24 protein-coding genes are annotated in these 22,670 nt (G+C 53.0%); 16 read left to right on the top strand and 8 right to left on the bottom strand.

Going from position 1 to position 22,670, the window contains the following annotated elements; genetic code table 11:
- Positions 1-59 precede the first annotated feature (59 nt).
- The gene (locus QRN31_RS02540) at positions 60-1,103 is read right to left on the bottom strand and encodes an ABC transporter substrate-binding protein (protein WP_285430011.1); all 1,044 of its coding nucleotides are present in this window, start codon (positions 1,101-1,103) and stop codon (positions 60-62) included.
- Between the two features lie 216 nt (positions 1,104-1,319).
- Between QRN31_RS02540 and QRN31_RS02545 the strand changes: the two genes are divergently transcribed.
- Together QRN31_RS02545 and QRN31_RS02550 are read left to right on the top strand one after the other, a co-directional pair.
- Complete coding sequence (locus tag QRN31_RS02545; protein ID WP_285430012.1) at positions 1,320-3,281, top strand: oxidoreductase; 1,962 nt, start codon at positions 1,320-1,322, stop codon at positions 3,279-3,281.
- A 67-nt stretch (positions 3,282-3,348) separates the two neighbouring features.
- The gene (locus QRN31_RS02550; protein WP_285430381.1) at positions 3,349-3,948 is read left to right on the top strand and encodes a cupin domain-containing protein; all 600 of its coding nucleotides are present in this window, start codon (positions 3,349-3,351) and stop codon (positions 3,946-3,948) included.
- A 90-nt stretch (positions 3,949-4,038) separates the two neighbouring features.
- Here QRN31_RS02550 and QRN31_RS02555 read toward each other — a convergent pair whose 3' ends face one another.
- The 3 genes from QRN31_RS02555 to QRN31_RS02565 form a co-directional block, all read right to left on the bottom strand.
- Positions 4,039-4,416, bottom strand: coding sequence for a hypothetical protein (locus tag QRN31_RS02555; RefSeq protein ID WP_285430014.1), 378 nt, complete (start codon positions 4,414-4,416; stop codon positions 4,039-4,041).
- The gene (locus tag QRN31_RS02560; RefSeq protein ID WP_090181246.1) at positions 4,409-4,708 is read right to left on the bottom strand and encodes a hypothetical protein; all 300 of its coding nucleotides are present in this window, start codon (positions 4,706-4,708) and stop codon (positions 4,409-4,411) included. The genes QRN31_RS02555 and QRN31_RS02560 overlap by 8 nt, the downstream gene beginning before the upstream one ends.
- 314 nt (positions 4,709-5,022) lie before the next feature.
- Positions 5,023-5,355, bottom strand: a complete 333-nt coding sequence (locus QRN31_RS02565; RefSeq protein WP_285430016.1) for a hypothetical protein — start codon at positions 5,353-5,355, stop codon at positions 5,023-5,025.
- Between the two features lie 1,087 nt (positions 5,356-6,442).
- On the opposite strand from QRN31_RS02565, the gene QRN31_RS02570 reads away from it, so the two are divergent.
- From QRN31_RS02570 to QRN31_RS02580, 3 genes are read left to right on the top strand one after another with little or no spacing between them, the layout of a single operon-like run.
- A complete protein-coding gene (locus QRN31_RS02570) occupies positions 6,443-7,312 on the top strand; it encodes an endonuclease/exonuclease/phosphatase family protein (protein WP_285430018.1) in 870 nt (289 codons plus the stop codon).
- Positions 7,309-7,761 carry a hypothetical protein gene (locus QRN31_RS02575; protein WP_285430020.1) on the top strand — a complete coding sequence of 151 codons (453 nt, stop codon included), beginning with the start codon at positions 7,309-7,311 and terminating at the stop codon, positions 7,759-7,761. Before QRN31_RS02570 ends, QRN31_RS02575 begins: the two co-directional genes overlap by 4 nt.
- Complete coding sequence (locus tag QRN31_RS02580) at positions 7,758-8,723, top strand: DUF2971 domain-containing protein (RefSeq protein ID WP_285430021.1); 966 nt, start codon at positions 7,758-7,760, stop codon at positions 8,721-8,723. The genes QRN31_RS02575 and QRN31_RS02580 overlap by 4 nt, the downstream gene beginning before the upstream one ends.
- A gap of 538 nt (positions 8,724-9,261) precedes the next feature.
- On the opposite strand, the gene QRN31_RS02585 is transcribed toward QRN31_RS02580, so the two are convergent.
- On the bottom strand, positions 9,262-9,804 hold the full coding sequence (locus tag QRN31_RS02585; RefSeq protein WP_285430022.1) for a hypothetical protein: 543 nt from the start codon (positions 9,802-9,804) through the stop codon (positions 9,262-9,264).
- 432 nt (positions 9,805-10,236) lie between these two features.
- Here QRN31_RS02585 and QRN31_RS02590 point away from each other — a divergent pair, with 432 nt between their 5' ends.
- Both QRN31_RS02590 and QRN31_RS02595 read left to right on the top strand, forming a co-directional pair.
- Positions 10,237-11,607, top strand: coding sequence for an AAA family ATPase (locus QRN31_RS02590; protein ID WP_285430023.1), 1,371 nt, complete (start codon positions 10,237-10,239; stop codon positions 11,605-11,607).
- A gap of 63 nt (positions 11,608-11,670) precedes the next feature.
- A complete protein-coding gene (locus QRN31_RS02595; RefSeq protein WP_285430024.1) occupies positions 11,671-12,516 on the top strand; it encodes an abortive infection family protein in 846 nt (281 codons plus the stop codon).
- 80 nt (positions 12,517-12,596) lie between these two features.
- On the opposite strand, the gene QRN31_RS02600 is transcribed toward QRN31_RS02595, so the two are convergent.
- Positions 12,597-13,637, bottom strand: a complete 1,041-nt coding sequence (locus QRN31_RS02600; RefSeq protein ID WP_285430025.1) for a phage portal protein — start codon at positions 13,635-13,637, stop codon at positions 12,597-12,599.
- Positions 13,637-15,394: a terminase ATPase subunit family protein gene (locus QRN31_RS02605; RefSeq protein WP_285430382.1), complete on the bottom strand. Its 1,758-nt coding sequence runs from the start codon at positions 15,392-15,394 to the stop codon at positions 13,637-13,639. Before QRN31_RS02605 ends, QRN31_RS02600 begins: the two co-directional genes overlap by 1 nt.
- A 139-nt stretch (positions 15,395-15,533) precedes the next feature.
- Between QRN31_RS02605 and QRN31_RS02610 the strand changes: the two genes are divergently transcribed.
- The 9 genes from QRN31_RS02610 to QRN31_RS02650 all read left to right on the top strand — a co-directional run bounded on the left by QRN31_RS02610 (position 15,534) and on the right by QRN31_RS02650 (position 21,074).
- A complete protein-coding gene (locus QRN31_RS02610) occupies positions 15,534-16,364 on the top strand; it encodes a GPO family capsid scaffolding protein (RefSeq protein WP_285430026.1) in 831 nt (276 codons plus the stop codon).
- 30 nt (positions 16,365-16,394) lie between these two features.
- Positions 16,395-17,405, top strand: a complete 1,011-nt coding sequence (locus QRN31_RS02615) for a phage major capsid protein, P2 family (RefSeq protein WP_285430028.1) — start codon at positions 16,395-16,397, stop codon at positions 17,403-17,405.
- Positions 17,406-17,415: 10 nt separating this feature from the next.
- Positions 17,416-18,114, top strand: a complete 699-nt coding sequence (locus QRN31_RS02620; protein WP_285430029.1) for a phage terminase small subunit — start codon at positions 17,416-17,418, stop codon at positions 18,112-18,114.
- A 102-nt stretch (positions 18,115-18,216) separates the two neighbouring features.
- The gene (locus QRN31_RS02625) at positions 18,217-18,678 is read left to right on the top strand and encodes a head completion/stabilization protein (RefSeq protein ID WP_285430030.1); all 462 of its coding nucleotides are present in this window, start codon (positions 18,217-18,219) and stop codon (positions 18,676-18,678) included.
- Positions 18,678-18,890, top strand: a complete 213-nt coding sequence (locus QRN31_RS02630) for a tail protein X (protein ID WP_285430031.1) — start codon at positions 18,678-18,680, stop codon at positions 18,888-18,890. Before QRN31_RS02625 ends, QRN31_RS02630 begins: the two co-directional genes overlap by 1 nt.
- A 50-nt stretch (positions 18,891-18,940) precedes the next feature.
- A complete protein-coding gene (locus tag QRN31_RS02635; protein ID WP_285430032.1) occupies positions 18,941-19,255 on the top strand; it encodes a phage holin, lambda family in 315 nt (104 codons plus the stop codon).
- On the top strand, positions 19,252-20,094 hold the full coding sequence (locus tag QRN31_RS02640; protein ID WP_285430034.1) for an N-acetylmuramidase domain-containing protein: 843 nt from the start codon (positions 19,252-19,254) through the stop codon (positions 20,092-20,094). Before QRN31_RS02635 ends, QRN31_RS02640 begins: the two co-directional genes overlap by 4 nt.
- A 45-nt stretch (positions 20,095-20,139) precedes the next feature.
- Complete coding sequence (locus tag QRN31_RS02645) at positions 20,140-20,616, top strand: phage tail protein (protein ID WP_285430035.1); 477 nt, start codon at positions 20,140-20,142, stop codon at positions 20,614-20,616.
- The gene (locus tag QRN31_RS02650; protein ID WP_285430037.1) at positions 20,613-21,074 is read left to right on the top strand and encodes a phage virion morphogenesis protein; all 462 of its coding nucleotides are present in this window, start codon (positions 20,613-20,615) and stop codon (positions 21,072-21,074) included. Before QRN31_RS02645 ends, QRN31_RS02650 begins: the two co-directional genes overlap by 4 nt.
- 91 nt (positions 21,075-21,165) lie before the next feature.
- Here QRN31_RS02650 and QRN31_RS02655 read toward each other — a convergent pair whose 3' ends face one another.
- On the bottom strand, positions 21,166-22,530 hold the full coding sequence (locus QRN31_RS02655) for a hypothetical protein (RefSeq protein WP_285430039.1): 1,365 nt from the start codon (positions 22,528-22,530) through the stop codon (positions 21,166-21,168).
- Between the last annotated feature and the right edge of the window lie 140 nt (positions 22,531-22,670).

Genomic DNA, 22,670 nt, shown 5'->3' on the forward strand with positions numbered 1-22,670 from the left:
GCTGATCGACCGCGCAAGGCCGTAAGGCTGGACGCTTTCAAACGTCCAGCCGTTTGCGACTACTTGCTGGCCCAGGCGTTGAAGCGTTCTTCAAGTTCTTCGCCGTGATCAACCCAGAACGCCACGTCCATCGACAGCGCACCCTTGAGGTTTTGCGGCGCAGTAGGCACCCATTGCGCCAGTTTGCTGTCCAGTCTGGCGGCGGCTTCGGTATTGGTCGGGCCATAAGGGATCTGCTCGACATACTTGACCTGGGCGTCCGGCTGATTGGCGAAGGCAATGAAGCGCTTGGCCTGATCGACGTGTTTGGAGCCCTTGATGATTGCCCAATAATCCATGCCATACAGGCTGCCCGGCCACACCACCCCGAGGTGGCTGCCATTTTGCGCGGCAGCCGCCACGCGTCCGCTGTAAGTGGAGGTCATCACCACATCCCCGGCCGTCAGCCATTGCGCCGGTTGCGCGCCAGCTTCCCACCACTGGATGTAGGGTTTGAGTTCGGTGAGTTTGGCGAAGGCGCGGTCGACACCTTGCGGCGTGCTCAACACTGAATACACGTCCTCGACCTTCACGCCGTCGGCCAGCAAGGCGAATTCCAGGTTGTACACCGCGCGTTTACGCAGCCCGCGTTTACCGGGGATTTTCTGCACATCCCAAAAATCGGCCCATGAGGTCGGGGCCTGCGCCAGTTTCTGCGTGTCATAGGCAATCGCCACGCTCCACACCAGCGCCGCCGAACCGCACGCCTGCGCTGCCTCGGGAATCAACTGCTCGGCGCGCCCCAGTGTTTTCCAGTCAAGTTTTTCGTACATGCCTTCGTCGCAACCGCGCATCAGGTCCGGGCCTTCAATCTGCACCACGTCCCAATCGGCGTTGCCGGTGTCGACCATCACTTTGATCCGGGCCATCTCACCGTTGTATTCGCTCTGGATCAGCTTGCTGTGATCCGCCGCGCTGAACGGCTGGAAAAACGCCACATCCTGGGCTTTCTGGCCGGCGCCGCCGTAACCCACCACCACCATGTCCGGTGCTGCCTGAGCGCTGCCCAGGCCCATGGCCAGGGACAGCAACAAGAAACCGTGCTTGAGCGTGTTCGATTTCATCAGTGGTTCCTCTTGCAGGTGCCATACGACTGAACGCCGACGTGGCCCTTTTTATTGTTGTGAGGTTCGCCCCAGGTACGGGCGCCAAATGAATCTACTGCGAGCCATAGTAAAAAAACAAGTTGATTTTTTACTGAAGGTAAATTTCTATAGGCAAATAATAACAACGCCGAAAACCCGGCCTTTCGGCTTCAGCCTGCCTGGAGTACCCGCACCATGCCGACCTCGTCCCCTGCTTTTGCGCACCTGTTCGAACCCTTGCAGCTACGTGGCAAACGGCTGAAAAACCGCATCATGTCCAGCGGTCACGACACCTCGATGCCCACCGACAACCTGGTCAACGAGCAACTGATCGCCTACCACACTGCGCGTGCCGAAGGCGGCGTCGGGCTGATCGTGCTGCAAGTGGCCGGTGTGCATGACAGCGCGCGGTACACCTCGCATGTGCTGATGGCCACTGACGATGCCTGCATCGAGGGCTATCGCAAGATCGCCGAGAGCTGCCACGCGCATGGAACGGTGGTGCTGTCGCAAATCTTCCATCCGGGGCGGGAGATCATGGAGTCCAGTGATGGCCTGCTGGCCGTCGCTTACTCGCCTTCGGCGGTGCCCAACGAACGCTTTCGAGTGATGCCGCGTGCGCTCGATCAAGCAATGATCGATGAGATCGTCGCCGGTTACGGTGCGGCGGCTCGACGCTTGTATCAGGCCGGAATCGACGGCGTCGAAGTGGTCGCCAGCCACGGTTACCTGCCGGCGCAATTCATCAACCCGCGGGTCAACCGTCGCTCCGATGGCTACAACGGTGAGTTGGACCAGCGCCTGCGTTTCCTGCGCGAAGTGATCGCGGCCGTGCGCGCCAACACTGATGACCAGTTCATCATCGGCCTGCGTATTTCCGCCGATGAACGCGACCCTGAAGGCCTGACCGAGGACGAATCACTGTCCGCCGTGCAATCGCTGCAAACGACGCTTGATTACGTGCACATCGTCGCCGGGACCTCGGCTTCGTTGGGCGGCGCCGTACACATCGTGCCGCCGATGGCGATCGAAGCGGCGTATCTGGCCAAGGAAGCCGGGACCTTCAAGGCCAGTCTGTCGATTCCGCTGTTCGTCACCGGGCGCATCAACCAACCGCAGGAAGCCGAACTGATTCTGGCGCGCGGTCAGGCCGATGTTTGTGGTATGACCCGTGCCCTGATCTGCGACCCGCAAATGCCCAACAAAACCGATACCGGCCACGTCGAAGATGTGCGCGCCTGTATCGCCTGCAATCAGGCGTGCATCGGCCACTTTCACAAAGGCCTGCCGATCTCCTGCATCCAGCATCCGGAAACCGGGCGCGAACTGATCTTTGGCCAGCGGCAACTGACGAAGCAACGCAAACGCATCATGGTCGCTGGCGGTGGCCCGGCGGGGATGAAAGCTGCCGCCGTCGCTGCTCAGCGCGGACATGACGTCACGCTCTACGAAGCCTGCTCGCAACTCGGTGGCCAGGTATTGCTCGCGCAGTTGTTACCTCGACGTGCTGAATTCGGTGGCGCCAGCACCAACCTGCAATGGGAAATGGAACTGGCTGGCGTGCGCGTCGTGCGCAACACCCGCGTGGACCGGGCGCTGGTCGAGCGCGAACGGCCGGACATGGTGATCGTCGCCACCGGTGCCGAACCGTATTGGCCAGCGTTCGAGCGCGGCGGTGAATTGCAGGTGGTGGACGCCTGGCAGGTATTGCGCGATGAAGTGCAGATCGGCCGTTCCGTGGTGGTGGTCGACTGGCGCTGTGACTGGATCGGACCCGGCATCGCTGAACGTCTGGTCCGCGCCGGGCACCAGGTGCAACTGGCCGTCAACGGTACCCATTGCGGGGAAAACCTGCCGTTGTACGTGCGCGATCACCTGGCTGGCGAACTGCACAAACTCGGCATCCCGATCACGCCTTACGCCCGCCTGTATGGCTGCGACGACAATACCGTCTACCTGCAGCACACTGCCAGCGGTGAACCGATGCTCTTCGAAAACATCGACACACTCGTGCTCTGCCAAGGCCATCAACCGGTCGATACGCTGGGCGCCGAGCTGCAAGGCCTGGTGGAGTTCCGGCGCATCGGCGACTGCCTCGCCCCGCGCACCGCCGAAGAAGCCATCTACGAAGGTTTGAAAGTCGCCTGGGAGCTTTGAGGCTGTTTTATACTCCGGGGCTTTACAGATCCCCGGTTTGGAGCACGCCATGAGCAACAGCAGCAAGATGCCGCCTGCCAGCAGCGCGCCCACCCAGGACAGCGCAGCGGCAGAACCGCATTTTCTCGGCACACGGATTCGTGGGTTGCGTAAACGTCGGGGCATGACTCTGGCAGAACTGGCGCAGATGAGTGAGTTGACGGCGGGCTATATCAGTCAGTTGGAACGGAATCTGGCTTATCCCTCTATTCCGGCACTGTTCAACATCGCTCGTAGTTTGGGCGTGACCATTCAGTGGTTCTTCGCCAGTGAGGGCAATACCGCGCCCGAGGACAACGGGGTGGTGGTGCGCAAAAACACGCGAATGAGCGTGCATTACGAAGACGGGATTGTGGATCAACTGCTGACACCACAACCGAATCGACAGCTGGAGATGCTGCACTCGAGGTTTCCGCCGGGGACTTACAGTCAGCAGAGTTATAGCCATGAAGGTGAAGAAGCTGGATATTTGCTGTCGGGCAGTTTTGAGTTGTGGGTGGGAGAGCGCTATTTTCAGTTGAGTGAAGGCGACAGTTTCAGCTTTTCCAGCCAGGAGCCGCATCGGTATGGGAATCCTGGTGAGGTAGACGCAGTGGTCATTTGGGTGATCACGCCGCCTTCGTTCTGAGGGGCAATCGACCTCTAGAGCCAAAGAATTCAGGTGCCAGCAAACTGCACAAAAAAACCGGCATTTCACCGGTTTTCTTTTCGCGTCCGTTTACAACCACCCAAACCCTTTTCCCATCATGGCTGCCAAGCCCAATGCAGTGGTGATCAACGCGCTGAACAGTAAGCGAAAATCCGTACGGGCCTCTTTACGGTGCTCACGAAAATCCGTACGAGCTTCTTTGCGGTGTTCACAAAAATCCGTTTGAGATTCTTTACGGTGCTCACGAAACTCCACGCGAAGGTCGCCGAGGTCCCGCCGCACGTATTCGATATGTGTCTCAAGTTGGGATACACGCGGTTCCATCGGGTTTTCTCCTGGAGGACCTGGTGGTCTTCTTCCATTATCGTCACTGCCGTTTTTTTTGCTGCCAGGGAAACGATCGGGGTAATGCTCATCAAGGTTTACCAGCACAAAAGGCTCACTCATCGCTGACCTCCAGCACACTGGTTTTACACTCGTCCTGGACGATGATATTTGCCAGAGCATTGAGCGAATGCAGACGTATAAACCCACAATGCTTGCAGTTAAGCATCACCGCCGGCGTGCCAAAACGTAAATACTCCTGGCCACGCGCCCAAGGCAATCCGACACCTGTTGCACCGGCCTGGAGTGGCAATTCCCACTCATCGTGCTCACAGAATGGGCACCCGGTATTTTTTATTCGCGCCTTGAAAATATTGGCTAACCGCCCCGTATCCAGATGAATATCCCTAGGCATTGGCTAACCTCGCGACATCCCCGGGCTGATCGCCATTCTGAAAATCTTCTTCACCGCCGTTGTACATCGCCACCTCTTCCTTGAGGGAATAAATCTTCGATTAAACGAACAACCATCAGATGGTGTGCCACGTTCGGTTATTTGCGTGACCTCGACGTCTATATCCGGGCCTTCGCTACAAATCGAATATACCCTCGATCAATCTCGGACGTATCTGCGTACGAAGTAAGAAGATTCGCACCGTTGCGTAAGCCCGGAATTCTCTCTGTAGGATCCGTCCACAACGTTTTTTTCTGAGGCTGAAAAACGTCGATTCACAGATTTTTCTGATGAGCCGGGTCGTCAGATTGCAGAGCCAGTGGGCCTTGCGGCGAAAGCCCTTCATCGCTCTCAGGTGTTGCAGGAGGTGGAGGAGTGCTGGGGAGGAAAAAGCCTACAAGCCCCAAGAGCACGATTTCAATCAGTGAAAGAACGCCAAAGGTGATGAAGCCAAAAATCAGCCCGGCAACCACAATGCTCAAAGGATGAATTTGCGCTGCGTCGGGGCTATCCAGCATGTAGAGAAAAGCCTGAATAGCGACGGCGACACAGGCCGCAACGGCTGCCATCAGCTTGATAATCAACCAAAGCCGTCGCCATCTGTTCATGGTCTGCCCCGCCATCCGGTGAATTAGCTCTTTATGCATGATAGCTAATGAGGGGGATCTGCCTGCTCTGCCCTGACCGCTCGTCGAGATGAATAACCAAACCACCAGAAACGAAAAAGCCCCGTAACTTTTCAGTTACGGGGCTTTTTCTATGTAATGGCGGAGAGATAGGGATTCGAACCCTCTGGAATGGTCTTTCAGACCGCTGGGGACCAGTAAAATAAGGACTTTTGGCGCCTTGAGGAGTCCTCTACAGGTGCTGATAGGTCCTGGTTTTGCCCTAGATTTGCCCTAAACTTGAGGGGTTGGATGCAGCAGATGACGAGTCGACTCAGCCCCCCCAGACGTACCAATGATGGATTGAGCGCACTAATCGCCACACGACAGAAAATAAAGGCCCCAGATCGCGACCAAAAAACTTCCGTACCAATTTCGTACCAGCAATCTTCGCCCATCATCAAATTCTGCCTTCCCTCCTACCCGCTGTAGGAAATTCTAAGCAGCCGTTGCCAGCTACAATCCCAAGCCCTGTTGTCACCTTCAAACATCTTTATGCATTTCCGCTCAACGTCCCCGAATCAACCCGATCCATGAAATTTTCAAGTTGCTAAGCTTCCCTTTTCGCGGAGGAACTTCGATGCCATATTCAGACTTGCCCCTTCCTTGTTGTACAAAAGCAATGAAAACCAGCGAGCCCTGGAAACCACGATTTTGGAACTCGCATGCTCGGCAGAGGCTTCCGACCATGTTCACGCCACCCTAGCGGCTATCGACCGAAATGAAGAATTCATCAAGGTGACTATCATGACGCTATGACACCGGTTGGCTGCTATTGGCCCAAAAGTGGGCAGTCTCCGGTTATCGCATGCATCATGGCACAGCAAGATGGAGCTTTTTGGTTAAGCTTACAAAGAGTGCTTGCGTTCTGTAGTGGCGCGTTCATCTGAAAAAATTAATAGACCGCTCCTAATAGGGAGTGATCGCTACCATCACAACGGATACACTAGGTAAATAGATTGAGCATCAACTGATGCTGTAGCGTTTATTCAATTGGATATTTTTGGCGCGTAGGTGATTTGTGGAGCTGATGTGCGCTTGGTGGAACTGTCGATTATCCCCACCGAAAAATGGAGCAAAAGAATATGCCATTACTGATGGCTTCACTGTTGCAGTGTGTGAATTACTGCATCGCGGTGTCGATCTCCTAGGGCTATGTGAGGTTGCGAGAAAGCACTTCAATCAGTTGGAGACTTTACTAGAACTTCACAATCTCGAACATTACAAAGTTTTAGACTTGTATACCGGAGGAAAATCAATTGACGACTTCTGTTTAATTTATAACTCAAAAAAAATCTCAGCCGCACACGCTTTAGACTCCGCAAACATAAGAGACCCACTGACTAATACCTGGCTTAAAGCAGGAGTATTTGTTCAGCTTCGTCTTATGGACTTCGAAGATCTATTTGTTGGCCTATCTCATTGGCAGAGTAGACAGACCTATCCGGAAGGAAGTGTAAATCGCCTTCGGCTTGGGCAAGCGTTACGCACTAAAGTTTCCGAACTAATGAATAAAAATCCGACCACCCCAATTATTCTTTTCGGGGATTATAACGACGAACCGTATCATGACTCCATAGTAAGCGGAATTGGCGCTAGCCGTGACACCGAGTTTGTGCGCAAGCGCCCACATTATTTTTATAATCCTTACTGGATATGCCTCGGACCTCGCGATGAGGCAGTGCCGCCAGGGTCATTCATCCACGCATCGGCTATAGAAGGAAGCGGCGGCGCGGTTTATGACCAGATACTATTTTCGTCTCATTTTTTGCGTGACTGGATGTTTAAATGTGCAGGATCAATAGTCAGCGATATATCCTCACTTGAATTAGAAATGGTTTGGAGTGACATTTCCGACCACTACCCCGTACTAAGCCATCTTGTGAGGAATGAATTATGAATTTTTTAGACTCGATCAAGTCTGGCATCGCAAAAGCCGAAGTTGCGGAGCAAAATGTAACAGCAGTTGCAACCGTTTTCAGAGAGCTTAACATGGAGCTTTCCAACTACTCAGATGGCAAAATAAAGCTCGCCAGAACTACAAGTTTAACTTCAAAACTTTCCGCCTATGTCGGTGCGGTTTCTAAAGAAAGCCCAGAAAAAGATTTCTTCAAGATGGATCTTTTGGCACTAGTTAGCATCGACTTTAAAATAATATATGACGAAGTAGCCAAATGGCGTCAACACGTTAACGGATATCCTTGCACGTTAACCTTTGAGGGGCAGGAGTATATTTGTGATAGCGTAGAGGACCTTATGGCGGCACTCCGTGAACTTCTCTCGTCCGTCAGCTTCGGGAAGGCACTTTCAAATGCAATGAAAAAAGCTAATGGTGGGGCAGCATCGTGAATACTAGCGGCGAATTGCCCACATTGACTCTTCAGGCGAGAAATGGCAACAGCCCCATCAGCCCCTTAGAGCACCGGGCAATACCTGAAGCTTTTTATAAGTACATGACTTATAGCACCGCAAATATCGTGATTAAAAATCAAACGCTTCGCTGGAGTACTCCAGCCACGCTAAATGACCCCTACGACATCCAGTTCGATCTTCGCATTAATTTTGACCGTGAAAAAATACTGCAATATTCGCTAGACAAACTATGGAAAGTTTTTAGTGGTGAACTCACCGGTCATCCAGATAACCAAATGTCAGTCACAATGAATATCCTGAGGGGACATCTTCAAGGTATACCAAAAAAACATTTTATAAAAAAAATGGAAAAAGGCATAAAAAACGTATTTGCAACCTTTGACAAAAACATCCACCAAACATTCCAAGTCACAAGGGAGAGTCTTTCCACTACCAAAATACTATGTTTAACAGACTCACCTACCAACCAACTTATGTGGGCGTATTACGCTGACAGCAATAGAGGCGTGGCATTACGATTCCAAGATGAGCTAGGGGAAGACAGCCCATATCAAATGGCGAAACAAATGTCGTACTTGCCTGATATTCCGATGCTATTTGATGAAAACGAACTATCGGATTTCTTGGCTGGATTAGTTACTTTCGATCAGGCCCGACGAATCAACGCGTTAATTTATACCAAGTCAGATGCATGGAAGCATGAGAATGAGTGGAGAATTTTTGCAGGGGATGGCCGCAACAAGTTTGCTCCATATGAAGATAAGAAGTTTGGTGCTAGAGAACTTACAGGTGCAGTATTTGGTTGCCGCATGCCATCTGAACAGAAAACCGCCTTATCATTAACTATCAAGCACCTCTATCCACATGCAGAAATTTTTCAGGCAGTCCCTGCTGATCACTCCTTCCAGCTTGAACTTCACCCCTTCAATGAAGTATGAGTACAGCAAAGCTATCCCCCCAATCGTTATCAGCTTCCCAAGCTGATAACGAGGGTTCGATTCCCTTCACCCGCTCCACTGTTTTCAAGGCCTCCAGCGGTACATGTACATGACTGCAATCGGTTGGGGGCCGTTTTGGGGGCCGTTTGTGTGTTGGTGCGTCAGAGTGAGCTCGTCACGCGCACCACGCCCGCAGGCATATAGAGACCGCCAGTTTTCGAGAAAGCCCTCGGAAACGAGTAAGATTAGTAACCCCTTCCTGATATCCGCTGTAAGCCCCTGATTTCATTGGGTTTCAAAGACCTTGAGAAAGGTAATATTCAAGTAATATAGAAGTAAGATAATTACTCTTTAGTAAGGTAATCTTTTCTTTTACAGAACCCCTTATAAATCAATCGCTTACGCCTACATTACCTTTCTCATTACTCCAAATTACCTTCCGAAGTAATCCAGCAAAGCCAATAAATACGGGGCTTTCAGTGATGCCGTCATCCTATCGTTACTCCATTACCTTTTTCCGATAGCTTTCCCGAAATCATCAACGTCCCCCCTCTCTACGAAGCAAATGCTCCCGAAGCACCACGGCACCAGCCATCAATCTTTCAACTCGGGACTTCTCCCAAAGATTTCCGAACAGCTGTTTCGCTACACGCGATTCAGCTTCCTGCGACTCAGCCGGCTCCTGCAAAGCAATGAACCAAATTCGAAAAATCATTGCCTCGGTAGATAAATCTTCTAGCAGACTTGAGTTCATGACAGCCCAGAAGGCCAAGGCGTCGGTGTCTTCCGGATCAAATTCGAAGATCTCATCAGGATCACTTTTCGCGTGTTTAAACCAGTTTTGCGCCTTACGCATGATTGAGAAATATTCTGTGGGAGAAAGACCAATTGCCCCCTGCACGAGCTTATCCCAGGACTCATCCGGAAAACGCTTCTCGACCAAATCGCTAAGGATCAGCGAGGCAGCCCCCACCAGGGTGTGCACAGCTATCGGATCGTCATTCGCAAACAGCATTCGTATCGCGATGTTCAACTGCCGTTGAGCCACTTCTATTTTTGAAACGCTCAGATGTCCGGACATTTTTTGCACTCGATGATTGATGAATACCGCGAAAAATCTAGATCACACCAATCCTAAGCAAATCTCCCCCTCCGCAGGGATTCGCAGGGTTTTCGTCATCCGAAAGCGCGCCTGGAGCGCCCAGCCGTGGCCGTTTTCGACCAGGTGCAGAAGTGCAGAAAAAAAGACTCATTTAGCCCGCAGGAGAGGTGGGGGGACGACGGCGCGCGCCAAGCAAGCAAGCAAGCAAGCAAGCAAGCACATGCTATTGACAAGAAGGAGGACGGTAAACACTCGCACCTATCATGCGTCGATGGTCGATAGAAACGGTCGAAAGGGTATACTGTGACTGCTCGTCCGCTGAACCTGGGCAATATCTGGTGATAAGACAAACAGCCGAAGGTCGTGTTGTGTTATTGATACCAATGACTATCAGTGAAAGGAATCGTGGCGATGATTGAAGGATACTCGGAAGAAGAATTCGGGGCAGAAATTCACAAGCATGTTCGTCCCTCAAAACCAATTGACACGATAGAACTTCTAAAAGGTCGCCAGAGTGAGCTTGATGAAATAAGGCGAGCTCTATTTGCTGACGGCAGGCACATTTTTATATATGGAGACAGGGGCATTGGAAAGTCGTCTCTCGCCCAAACGGCAGCTTTCCAATATCAAACCTCAGACGCTTCAATAATTCAGATCGGGTGTACTAAAACGAGCACTTTCCTGGACACAATGGAAAGTATTGCCCGACGACTAATTGATTCTTTAGATGCCACCGAAATACAAGCCAAGGGTGGCATCAACTTAAAAATTATAAATCTTGAACTAACCTATAAAACAACAAACAAGCCTGAAACCCCAAAAATAACAACCATGGATCAAGCGCTTGATGTAATTTCCGACATTCGCGAAATACACTCCGACAAACCAATTATCGTAATTGATGAATTTGACGCCATAATAAATCAAGAAGAACGCTTCAAATTCGCGGAATTTTTAAAAAAAATGGGTGACTCTGGAATATATGTCCCTATGATTTTTAGCGGAATTGCCACTTCATTAGACGACCTTTTAGGCGGACATCTTTCCAGCATCAGACAACTTAAACCCATAGCATTAAGCCCTATCTCCTGGGATTCAAGATGGGATATCTTGGTCGAAGCACTTGAGGCCTTTAATATCAATTTTGACGAAGAGATAAAATATCGCGTCGCTGGAATCAGTGATGGATTCCCCTACTACGTCCACCTTATAACCGAACATTTACTTTGGGCCGTATTTGACGATCAAGACACCAATCATACTGCAAACTCAAAACACTATATTAGAGCGCTAGAAAATGCGGTCAAGTCTGTACAAGAGCAAATAAGAAAGCCATATGACAAAGCTACTATTAGACACAGTCAAGATTTCCACCACATAATTTGGGCGGCTGCCGACTCTGCAAATCTGCATCGAAACATCGATTCAATGTATGCATCATATGAAAGAATACTTAGAGATTTGAGTCGGGCGGAACATTCAGAGAAAATACCACCAATCGACCGCAAAAAATTTTCTCAGCGGCTCAGCACCCTAACAAAAGAATCCCATGGTAGCGTTCTCCGAAAAATGAGTGAAAGCAGGAACGGCTGGTATCAATTTTCAGAGAACATGCTCCGTGGATTCGTTCGTTTGTTAGCAGAGACACATGGCGTGCAGTTGTGGTTAGAAGAAGCAAAGGTACCTAAACAGTTGATTCACCCTCGACCGCAAACACTTGGCGGCTCTGCTAGACACCAATCTTCGGTTCCTTACGGCATCGGTTTAAAAGATGACGAATAAATCAAAGTACGAATACTACTGCAGTATCATTTATAATAACCGCCGACCACCAGGAGACATTCAATGCCGTTAGAGATGGCTGCTGAACTTCGCTTCCCTATGGGTGCCTCCACGCCACTAGACAATATGGTGGTTGCTGAGCTTGTCAACTTAGCGAAAAGAATAACCTCCCAAGGTGAAAAGCAATACATAATAGAAAAATTCAAGGAGAATTTTTCAAAAGTTAGCGGAAGTTCTTATTCTAAAAGCTCCAACCTCTCATGGGCAGAAAGCGATTTAGAGCAAAAAGCATCAGAAGCTGCAAGTGACGCTCCAGGTTTTATTTCAGCCTTTTGTGACACATGTGAAAACTTACAACAACACGGTATACATACGCCCACTCACGCACACGTAAATTTGATACTGGAAAAATACGAAATCCCTTTCAGAATTTCAGACAATATACTTTTTGCAAGTTCAAATTACCTCACCCCACCTACTCCTGCTGTTTCAGCAGTGACGCTAGTCGAACGAGCTTTGTCAGATGCAAAAGCGCTAATCAACAATACGAATGCTTCTAGCGCAGTAGACAGAGCGCACACTGCACTTCATGGCTACTTATTATTCTTATGTGAAGAGAGAGGTCTAAACTTACCTGAAGACACAACATCTTCTAAAGCTTTTAAACTGCTTCGAGAGCACCACCCTGCACTTACTCCGGGCGGCCCTCGTGCGTCGGAAGTAACGAGAGTGCTTCAGTCGTTCGCGGCGTCAATCGACGCATTTTCAACCATACGAAACAAAGCCAGCCTTGCTCATGTGAATGAATTATTAGACGAGCCAGAAGCGACTTTTATAATCAATTCGATTTATTCAGTTTTTCGCTACATTCAAGACCGCCTTCAACGACATACCAACAGTAATATCTAGACATCCAAACACTTCAATCCAAACGAAAACTGAAAAGCATCGGCTATTATTTAAATACCGAGAAAATTTACAACATGACTTCATTCGCTGGATATAGATTGATCTGCCAATATGATCTGATACGGCTTGAAGCAGATAATCTCCTCCCCCATCCAATCGTTGAGCTGTAGCATTCGCGTCTGAATAGGCTCTAGCTCATTGGTTGCAAAGATTTGCGCCGCCTCTCTAATCGAACCGAACCCCCCTGCATTCTGCGGAACGATGCCCACTAGCTGCGGAGGAATCCGCAGACTCGCCAACACATCATCCCGCGTCTGATTCTTGATCGAATTAAACTCATCCTTAGCCGCCACCTCACTCACCGGGATCAACTGAATCCCATCCTTCTTCCCCGTCGGCGAATACACAAACAAATTCCGAAAATTCCCCGGTCCCTTCGACTCCTTCAACGCCTTACGCAGTGCATCAATATCCGCCTCGGTCTGCGCCGCGTCCGTCATGTACAAGATGAAGCCAGCGTGACTGCCGTTTTCGTAATACTTACGCCGAAACAACGTGGCCGACTCATTCAACAACGCCGACTGCAACGCACTGATCCACTCCGGCAACCCATAAATCTCTTGGTGCAGATCCGCCTCACGTAGGTGAAAAATACTGCCAGGCTCAAACGCATGCTCATCCTTCCAACATCTCACTTGGTAGAACTGGCCCTGCGGTCCGGCCCGCATGTACTTCGCCAGCGGCGGCACCAGTTGCCAAGTGCCACCCAATACCGAACGACGACGCTCCAGATACCCATTGCCCAGGCATAAAAAATCCAGAGCAAACTGCTCAAACGCAGCCCGCGACAACATCGGATGCGGAATAAAAGTCTTGCTCAACAAATTGCGCTTGAACATCAACCCAGAATGCAAATGCACACTCGCCCCCACCGACCGAGCCAGCCCATCCAGCGACAACGGCGGCTCATACCACCGCCCGTTAAACCAGCACTCCAGATAGTCGAACACCTCCCGACCACCCAACACCGGCATCGGCTCGCCGAACGAAAACACCTGAGTTCCCGCACCAGTGGCGGATGTGGCAGCGTGCAACGTCTGGTCAGCCAGTTGTTCAGTCATCAATAAATCTCCATCCGCCCAGTATTGGCAGCCGTCTGCCCCTCAAGCGGTTCGTTATGCAAAGCATGAAAGAGCGCCCACGCCAGATCGGCGTGGCCGGTAGTGTCGTTGCGCCCAGCGGTATAGGTGTACTGACGCCCACCAGCCGTAACCGTCTTACGAATCGCCATCAGCGACTGCGCCATATCCGTCCAACCCGCATCAAACTCCAGCCGCCCCTTGTGAATCACGTCGTAGGCCTTAAGCACCAACCGCGTTTTCACCTCAGGCGAATAGCTGAAAGTGGTCACAGCCGGAAAGAACTGCCGCACCAACTGCGCCACCCCACTCCCCAGCCCGGTGACATCGATACCGATGTACGTCACCCAATACCGATCACAAACGCTCTTGATAAAAGCCGCCTGCGCAGCGAAATCCATCCCTCGAAACTGATGCCGCTCAAGCACCCGAAACTTCCCACCCGGCACCAACGGCGGCGCAACCACCACCAGCCCCGAACAGTCGCCCGTCTCGGCCGGGTCGTAACCCACCCACACCTGCCGGTCACCAAACGGCCGCATGGCAAACGGTTTGTAGTCCTCAGCCCACTCAACCCAACTATCGACCATGCACGACTGCAACAACGCGAGCGGGAAGATGCTCGCGCCGTCGTCGACAAACTCGCACATCAACAGATTGGCGTAGGCTTCGGGGCTGTATTCGCGGCGCAGCTCTTCGATGTCAAATAGATCACAGCCGCCCCGCTCCGCATCAAGGATCGTAACGATCTGCCGCCACAACCGGTCCTCACAAAACCGCCCCTGCTGGAGCGAACCGTGAGACACATCCACCTTCGTATGCTGCGCCGACGGCTTGCCCTTGTTGAACCGCTCACCAGTCCAGAAGGTGTACGCCTCGTGCGCCATGCTGGAAGGCGTCGAGAAGTAGGTCTTACGCCACTTCTTGTGCATCGCCATGCCCGAGGCGACCTTGTTCAGCTCCTCGAACTTGAACGTCCAGAAGAACTCATCAAAGAAGAAATTGCCGTGATAACCCTGGGCGGTACGCGCATTGGTCCCGAGGAAAAACAACTCGGCACCGTTGGGCAGGACAATCGGGTCACCAGTCATATCAACCCCAATCACCTCCCGGGCAAACGCCAGAATGTAGCCCCGGAACAGGTAAGCCTGGTTCTTCGAAGCTGACAGAAAAATCTGATTCCGCCCCGTGTCCAAGGCATCAATAAACGCCTCACGGGCAAAGTAGTACGTCGCGCCAATCTGGCGACTCTTGAGAATGACGCGGGTTCGCTGATTGCCTGCTCGATACCAATCCTTCTGATAGTCGAAACAGCCATCGATAAAGGCTTCACGCAGCAGCTCGATCTGGTCTTCGCTGATGTCGTTTTTCGGGGTTTTCTTCTTCGGCCCTTCGTTGCGCTTGGCCAGCTTCGGATTGAGGTCGGTTTCAGTACCACCGCCTTGGAAGCGCTGGATGCGTGCCTGCCGTTCCAGCTGCCGGTGCAGCAAATCAATCTCTTTGAAGTCGCCGCCGCTCTTACCGTCCTTGAGGATCAGTTGCACCAACCGCGCCTCCAACGCCCCGCCAATGCGCTCGACGTTGTCCGCCCGGTCCCACGCATCGCGGGCTTTCCAACTGTGCAGCGTTTTTTCCTTTTCCCCCGTAGCCTCGGCGATCTCGCAGACACGCCACCCCATCCAGTACAGAAACTTGGATTGGCGTCGCGGATCGATGGGCAACAGCGCGGTCGTATTCATGGCAGCGATGCTGCCGCCCCAGCTCGCCACTCAATAGCGCCGCCCCTTGTACCCTCCCCGCCTACAGTCCCGCCTCATTGCCGCCACCCGCGCGCGTCCCGAACATGCCCCTCATTGCAACGCACTGAGAACTCCCGGCATGAAAAAATTTCGCAGCAACTGGTTCCGCGTCGCCGTCGAGGGCGCGACCTCGGACAAACGCACCATCAAACGCGACTGGCTGGAACAGGCCGCCAAGAACTTCAACCCGTCCACCTACGGCGCCCGAATCTGGCTGGAGCATTTCCGCAGCCTGCTACCCGACAGCCCATTCAAGGCCTACGGCGACGTCCTCGCGGTAAAGACCGAAGAAATCGACATCAACGGTCAGAAGAAACTTGCTCTGTTCGCCCAGGTCGAGCCCACCGCCGAACTGATCGCCATGAATAAGGCCAAGCAGAAGATCTATACCTCGATTGAAATCGACGACAGCTTCGCCGACACCGGAGAGGCCTACATCGTGGGTCTGGCCGTGACCGACTCCCCGGCCAGCCTCGGCACCGATGTCCTCGCGTTCTCGGCGCAGAAGCCCGACGTCAGCCCCTTCAAGGATCGCCACTACTCCGCGACCTCAATGTTCACCGAGGCCGTAGAAGCCGAGCTGAAATTCGAAGAGTTTGAAGAAAAACCCAGCCTCGGCGCACAGCTCTTCAGCAAGGTGCAAACCCTGCTCAAAGGCAAACAGGCCAAGGACGACACCGAGTTCGCCCAACTCGGCCAAGCTGTCGAAACCATCGCCGAACACGTCAAAGACCTGCCCGACCAACTGGCCGCCGAGAAGCAGTTCTCGGCAGGTTTGAAAACCCAACTCGATCAACTGAGCAAAGACTTCACCGAGTTGAAAACCAAACTCGCAACCACCCAAGACCCCAACCAGAAGACACGCCCTCCGGTCACCGGCGGCGGCAACCAGCTCATGACCGACTGCTGAACCCAGCCCGAGTCACCAAGGACGACCTCCATGCGCAACGACACCCGCAACCTCTTCAACGCCTACCTCGGCCAGTTGACCAAACTGCACGGCGTACCCGACGTCACCACCAAATTCGCCACCTCGCCCAGCGTCACCCAGACGCTGGAAACCCGCATGCAGGAATCCAGTCAGTTCCTCAGCGCGATCAACATCTACGGCGTCACCGAGCAGATGGGTGAAAAGATCGGCATGGGCATCGGCGGACCGAACGCCGGCACCACCGACACCACCCAGAAGGACCGTGAAACCAGCGACATCACCACCCTCGATGATCGTGGCTACTTCTGCTCGCAAACCAATTTCGACACCCACCTGCGCTACAGCAAGCTGGATGCCTGGGCAAAATTCCCTGACTTCCAGGCGCGCATCCGCGACGCAATTCTCAAGCGCCAGGCACTGGACCGCATCCTGATCGGCTGGAACGGCACCAGCCGCGCCCCCACATCGAACCCGGCGACCCACCCACTGCGCCAGGATGTCAACATCGGCTGGCTGCAAAAGATGCGCACCGAAAACGCTGCTCGCGTCATGAAGGAAATCAAAGAAGGCACAGACAAGATCGCCATCGGGGCCGGCAAGGACTTCACCAACCTCGACGCGCTGGTGTTCAGCATGGTCGAAGAGTTCATCGCGCCCTGGTATCAGGAAGACCCTGACCTGGTGGTGATCTGCGGTCGCCAACTGCTCGCCGACAAGTACTTCCCAATCATCAACAAAGACAACGCCCCAACCGAGATGCTGGCCGCCGACATCGTCACCAGTCAGAAGCGCTTGGGTAACTTACCGGCGGTGCGAGTGCCTTACTTCCCAGCGCGTGGGCTGTTGGTGACCAAGCTCGAAAACCTGTCGATCTACTGGCAGGAAGGCAGCCGTCGTCGCACCGTCCTCGACAACGCCAAACGCGACCGCATCGAAAACTACGAGTCGGTCAACGACGCCTACGTCATCGAGGACCTGGAATGCGCAGCCCTCGCTGAAAACATCGAAATCGCATCGTAGGCCGACGACCATGACCAACCCCTGCCGTCATCACTTCCTACGCGTCACGGCCGCCATTGAGGCGGCCGCCGTCGAGCCCAACCAAACCATGGCCGGCGCCACCGCCTACGAACATCAGCTCAATCAGCTGCTGCAGGATCGCCTGCGCCTTAAACAGATCCAGTCGAATCAGGGCAAAGCCGAACTCAAACGCCAGTTGCTGCCCGACTACGTGCCCTATGTGCAAGGCGTCCTGGAAGCTGGCCTGGGGGCCCAGGACGAAGTGATGACCACCGTCATGGTCTGGCGTTTCGATGCCGGCGACTTTAACGGCGGCCTCGACATCGCCCAATACGTGCTGAAACACAAGATGGTCATGCCCGATCGCTTCGCCCGCACGCTCGGCTGCCTGGTCGCCGAAGACATCGCCACCGCGGCATTAAGCGCCCAGAAGATCAACGAACCGTTCGACCTGGCCACCCTGCATCGCGCCGCCGAACTGACCGACGCCGAAGATATGCCCGATCAAGCCCGCGCCAAGCTGTTTCTCGCCATGGGCCGCGCCACTCTGGAAGGCATTTCCGAAGAACAGCCCGGCCAACCCGGTCAAGTACAGGCTGGCATCGACCTGCTGAAAACAGCCATCGAACGGCACGACGCCTGCGGTGGCAAAAAGGATCTGGAGCGGGCCGATCGTCTGCTCAACAAACTCGCCGCCACCCGCGGCTAACCGAGCGTCCCCACGCACCCCGCCGGCTCGGGGCGGATCGGCCAGGCCATTACCTGAACGTGAATCCCCGACCACCGGCGACCTATCACAGAGTGCAGAACCATGAGCGGATTCGTAGCGACCGGCAAAGCCCCTGCCGGCCACATCAACACCGACGTTTTCTGGCCATCGATCAATCTGGACGATGTGCGCGGTACGCTGAGGATCGACGCCAGCGTCACCGCGATCCGACTGGAAACCGCGACCATCTCCGCCGCGATCAGCGTTAACCGCGAGTTCGCCGAGTGGCGCCGAACCAAACAGGCCGAGGGCTACCCCACCCTCGCCGATGTCCCGGCCGATCAGGTCGAAGGCGTGTCGCACTACATCCACCTGTACCGGCGGGCGATCTACGCCGCGACCGGTGCAGAAATTTGCGAGCGCTACCGCTCCTACGACAGCACCAACAGCGGCCACCAGAACGCAGACGACCTTACCCCGAGCATCGACGAACTGCGCCGCGACCAGCGCTGGGCCGTTCGCGACTTCCTCGGCCTCGGCCGCACCACCGTGGAGTTGATCTGATGACCGTTACCGTTCGCGCCCAACAAGGCGACACCGTCGACGCCCTCTGCTGGCGGCATTACGGTCGGACCGCTGGCGTGACCGAGGCGGTACTTGACGCCAATCCCGGACTGGCCGACCACGGTCCGACATTGCCCCAAGGTCTGGCCGTGCAAATGCCCGAAACACAAACCGCCGCCCCGCAACGGCAGATGGTGAACCTGTGGGACTGACCCATTGGCACCGTGCCCTTGACCTCACCCTGAACCATGGAAGGAACCACATGCCTGAACGCCCCGACACTTGGGCCTGGCTCGGCGCCTGGCTCGAAGAACACTGGCCAACGCTTTACGCCGGCCTCCTCGCTTTGATAATCGCCGCCCTTCGAATCATGTATGGCGGTGGCACGCTACGCCGCATAGTCATCGAAGCCCCGCTCTGCGGCGCCTTGGCAATGGCAGCCAGCCATGGCCTTCCGTTGCTCGGTGTTTCCGCATCCTCCGCACCTTTTTTCGGCGGTATTATCGGCCTGCTCGGCGTGGAAGGAACCCGCGCCGCAGCAAGGAAATTTTTCATTCGCAAGGAAGCCTCACGATGATCCCATTACGTCACGGCGACCGCTCGCAAGCGGTACGCCATCTACAAACCACCCTGAACAATAACGGCGCCCGCTTGATCGTTGACGGGCACTACGGCGACACCACCGAAGCGGCCGTGCGGGCCTATCAGTTGCGCATCGGTCTGGTGGCCGATGGCATCGCCGGCTACAAAACGCAGAGCGCGCTCGCTGGCAATGACTGCCAGCAACTGCTGAAAAATGCCGACCTGGTCAACGCCGCGCAACGGCTCGATGTGCCGCTGGCAGCTATCTACGCGGTCAACGAAATCGAGTCGAAAGGCCGAGGTTTTTTCGACATCGGTAAACCAGTGATCCTGTTCGAACGGCACATCATGTACCGCCGGCTTTCGACAGTTCGTCACGAAGGCGATAACCACGCTGACCTCAAACGCCGCGCCGATCAACTCGCCGCCGCCCACCCGGCCATCGTCAATCCGCAGGCCGGTGGCTACGTCGGTGGCATCGCCGAACATCAGCGGCTGGGTAGCGCTCGCGTGCTTAGCGACATTGCCGCCTTGGAGTCGGCGTCATGGGGCGCCTTCCAGATCATGGGCCTTCACTGGGAACGCCTGGGATTCGCCAGGGTGCAGGATTTCGTTGTAGCGATGAGCGCAGATGAATCGAAGCAGTTTGATGCGTTCGTGCGCTTCATCGAAACCGATCCGGCTTTGTACAAGGCACTGAAGACGCGCAAATGGGCCGAGTTCGCCAGGCTCTACAACGGACCGGACTATCAGCGAAACCTGTACGACATCAAGCTCCAACGCGCCTATGAGCGGCATGAGAGCTGCGGTTGTGGTCAGTTGGTGGCCGCATGATCCGCCCTCTCACCGTTCACCTACGCATCAACCACGCGGGACGCCATGAATAAGCCCGATAGCCTGCGCACTCACCTGCTGGCCACCATTACCGAACTCAAGCACAACCCTGACCGGTTGCTGATGTTCATCGACAACGGCAAGGTTCGCTGCACCGCTGCAGCGAGCCTGTCGTTCGAATACAGCTTCGATCTACAGATCATCCTCACCGACTTCGCCGGACACCCCGATAGCGTGATGTTGCCCCTGCTGGGCTGGCTGAGTGTGCATCAGTCTGAATTGCTGGAAAACTTGAACAAATCCGCCGATGGCATCCAGTTTGAGGCGGATATTCTCGATAACAGCAAAGTAGATATGAGTTTGACGTTACCGCTGACTGAGCGTGTGGTGGTGGGTAAGAACGGCGAAGGCAACACCACAATTCGCCATCCGGGTGAACCACAGCGAGTCGCCATATTCCTCGACAAAAACTGGATACCCGCCGCCGCTAGCAACAGTAGAGAATGGGTTGTGCCTACATGACCAATCAGCTGGAAGCGTTGGAATACTGGGCAGCGGGCCTGCTCAAGCAACTTGAACCGGAATCGCGCAATAGACTGGCCCAAAACCTTGGCAGGGCTTTACGGAAAAGTCAGCAACATCGAATCATTGCCCAGCGCAGTCCAGGCGGCTGCAAATACGCGCCACGCAAACAACGCATTCTGCGCGGGAAACAGGGTCGGGTGAAACAGAAGCGAAAGATGTTTCAGAAGCTGCGTACTGCGACGTTTCTGAGGGTTCAAGGTGACGGAAACGTCATCAGCGTCGGTTTTATAGGCCGTATCGCTCTTATTGCCAAGGTGCACCAGTTCGGTTTGAAAGATCGGGCCGAACGTGGCGCCATAAGCGTGGACTATGCTCAGCGAGAAATGCTCGGTTTTACAGAGATTGACGTTGACCTAATCCGTAACGGCTTACTTTTCCAATATAGATTATATTAAGCCACAATCGAAGCTGCTAGTGGATTTTAACAAAATCGCAAAGTACCCTGATACAGTTAAAACCTGATACCAGCAGCAACGATAAAAACAGCTACAGGCAAGCCTCCGAAAACCTATCCACCCATTCTTGCCCTCGAACTAGCTCATCATATGACTTATCCAAATCTAAAGCTGCAAGGCTATTTGTAGCAGAGGAAAATATCGTTGTGACTGTATTGTCCTTCAACAAAACAGGAGGTAAATTTAGATTGTCAAAATCGAGATCCACACGAGCATAGTCAATTTTCCTGAAATTTTCATAAGTTGCATGAGCGATGGTACGCACACTTTCTATACCTGAGAGACTTAAACTATCAGCAAGAGTAGCAGCTTCAGTCGCCCCCTCAGAAATAACTAACTCCAGAGGAATACCTAGTTTTTCTAGCGCAACTAAAACTCCTTCCATTGTGTCAGAATGACTGGCGTACCTCATTCGAGGGAGTGCTCTACACAACAAATAAAACAAAACACCAAGATCTCCACATCTAACCCCCTCAATCAGCCGCAGTTCAAACTCATGATGAGGCGGGATTCTTAGCAATGCCGAAATGTTGCACTTGCTAATTATCGCTTCCAGACAAGATTTCGGCATATTTAAAACTATACGAGTAAGGACACCGCAAATACCAAATCCCGTCATAGCATCTTCAAACCCAAGATAGTGCGATAAAACATGCAAGCAAACCGAATACTCTGTTAATTTTTTATTGTACAAGTCCGTCATGACTTTTTGACCGCAAAGACTATTCTCGACGGTTCGAAAATCCTCTTCAGCGCTATCTAGCAGGCGGCCTTGCATAATTAATTCTTGAGCCATTGCAGAAGCTTCAAGAATCGAAATTGTTGAAATCGGAGATCTGGTAATTGATTGATCGGCCGCGTTGAAAAATCGCGAAAACAACACAGGTCGACTCGAAGATCTACCATCACTCGCAAAGACCTTACCTATTGTAATCACTGGTTTCCATGGTCGAGTTTCAAGCACGTCGTCTTCTATAGTCGTGTAGTATTTAGGAAGGTGTATGGAGCGAGCATGATCATAAAACCTCCTCGCCAAGTAAAAATCTTCTTCTTTCCCGCCCCTAACGTTATCAGCCAGGTAAGCATCACTCAAAAGTTTTAAATGCCGAAGCCCCCACAATGTCGACGTCGAATCAATAAAATGAGTATATTCATGTGCGGCAAGAGGCAAAACCTTGGAAAGAGCTGAATACTGCAGATGATTAATAATTTTTTCAGAACCTCTAGATTTCACGCACCCAATCTCACCCCTTACCTTTTCTACAGCATCGAAATCCGCTTTAACAAGAGAACTCAGTTCGACTAGCGAAGTAAAGAAATCGTAAGTACCAAGCGTATCAATCTCAGAAAATAAATTCCATTTTTTGTGCGTCTTAGCAAAATCAGATACCGGCACTATCGAAACTCCCGAGCAATTCTTATAAATATGCATATGAAATTTTGCTACTGCAATCGAATGGTAAAACCTTCGCTGGACAAGATTAGCGGAAACATGGCCACTTGCCACGAAAATTATCAAACGCCACCGAGGGTGCG

Origin of the sequence: Pseudomonas sp. fls2-241-R2A-110 (assembly GCF_030209165.1) — a bacterium.
In the GTDB taxonomy this organism is placed as follows: Bacteria; Pseudomonadota; Gammaproteobacteria; order Pseudomonadales; family Pseudomonadaceae; genus Aquipseudomonas.

Excerpts from the sequence above, each read along its gene's own strand:
- QRN31_RS02540 (WP_285430011.1), bottom strand. The coding sequence starts at position 1,103 with ATGAAATCGAACACGCTCAAGCACGGTTTCTTGTTGCTGTCCCTGGCC.
- QRN31_RS02545 (WP_285430012.1), top strand. The coding sequence starts at position 1,320 with ATGCCGACCTCGTCCCCTGCTTTTGCGCACCTGTTCGAACCCTTGCAG.
- QRN31_RS02550 (WP_285430381.1), top strand. The coding sequence starts at position 3,349 with ATGCCGCCTGCCAGCAGCGCGCCCACCCAGGACAGCGCAGCGGCAGAA.
- QRN31_RS02555 (WP_285430014.1), bottom strand. The coding sequence starts at position 4,416 with ATGAGTGAGCCTTTTGTGCTGGTAAACCTTGATGAGCATTACCCCGAT.
- QRN31_RS02560 (WP_090181246.1), bottom strand. The coding sequence starts at position 4,708 with ATGCCTAGGGATATTCATCTGGATACGGGGCGGTTAGCCAATATTTTC.
- QRN31_RS02565 (WP_285430016.1), bottom strand. The coding sequence starts at position 5,355 with ATGAACAGATGGCGACGGCTTTGGTTGATTATCAAGCTGATGGCAGCC.
- QRN31_RS02570 (WP_285430018.1), top strand. The coding sequence starts at position 6,443 with ATGTGCGCTTGGTGGAACTGTCGATTATCCCCACCGAAAAATGGAGCA.
- QRN31_RS02575 (WP_285430020.1), top strand. The coding sequence starts at position 7,309 with ATGAATTTTTTAGACTCGATCAAGTCTGGCATCGCAAAAGCCGAAGTT.
- QRN31_RS02585 (WP_285430022.1), bottom strand. The coding sequence starts at position 9,804 with ATGTCCGGACATCTGAGCGTTTCAAAAATAGAAGTGGCTCAACGGCAG.
- QRN31_RS02590 (WP_285430023.1), top strand. The coding sequence starts at position 10,237 with ATGATTGAAGGATACTCGGAAGAAGAATTCGGGGCAGAAATTCACAAG.
- QRN31_RS02595 (WP_285430024.1), top strand. The coding sequence starts at position 11,671 with ATGCCGTTAGAGATGGCTGCTGAACTTCGCTTCCCTATGGGTGCCTCC.
- QRN31_RS02600 (WP_285430025.1), bottom strand. The coding sequence starts at position 13,637 with ATGACTGAACAACTGGCTGACCAGACGTTGCACGCTGCCACATCCGCC.
- QRN31_RS02605 (WP_285430382.1), bottom strand. The coding sequence starts at position 15,394 with ATGAATACGACCGCGCTGTTGCCCATCGATCCGCGACGCCAATCCAAG.
- QRN31_RS02610 (WP_285430026.1), top strand. The coding sequence starts at position 15,534 with ATGAAAAAATTTCGCAGCAACTGGTTCCGCGTCGCCGTCGAGGGCGCG.
- QRN31_RS02615 (WP_285430028.1), top strand. The coding sequence starts at position 16,395 with ATGCGCAACGACACCCGCAACCTCTTCAACGCCTACCTCGGCCAGTTG.
- QRN31_RS02620 (WP_285430029.1), top strand. The coding sequence starts at position 17,416 with ATGACCAACCCCTGCCGTCATCACTTCCTACGCGTCACGGCCGCCATT.
- QRN31_RS02625 (WP_285430030.1), top strand. The coding sequence starts at position 18,217 with ATGAGCGGATTCGTAGCGACCGGCAAAGCCCCTGCCGGCCACATCAAC.
- QRN31_RS02630 (WP_285430031.1), top strand. The coding sequence starts at position 18,678 with ATGACCGTTACCGTTCGCGCCCAACAAGGCGACACCGTCGACGCCCTC.
- QRN31_RS02635 (WP_285430032.1), top strand. The coding sequence starts at position 18,941 with ATGCCTGAACGCCCCGACACTTGGGCCTGGCTCGGCGCCTGGCTCGAA.
- QRN31_RS02640 (WP_285430034.1), top strand. The coding sequence starts at position 19,252 with ATGATCCCATTACGTCACGGCGACCGCTCGCAAGCGGTACGCCATCTA.
- QRN31_RS02645 (WP_285430035.1), top strand. The coding sequence starts at position 20,140 with ATGAATAAGCCCGATAGCCTGCGCACTCACCTGCTGGCCACCATTACC.
- QRN31_RS02650 (WP_285430037.1), top strand. The coding sequence starts at position 20,613 with ATGACCAATCAGCTGGAAGCGTTGGAATACTGGGCAGCGGGCCTGCTC.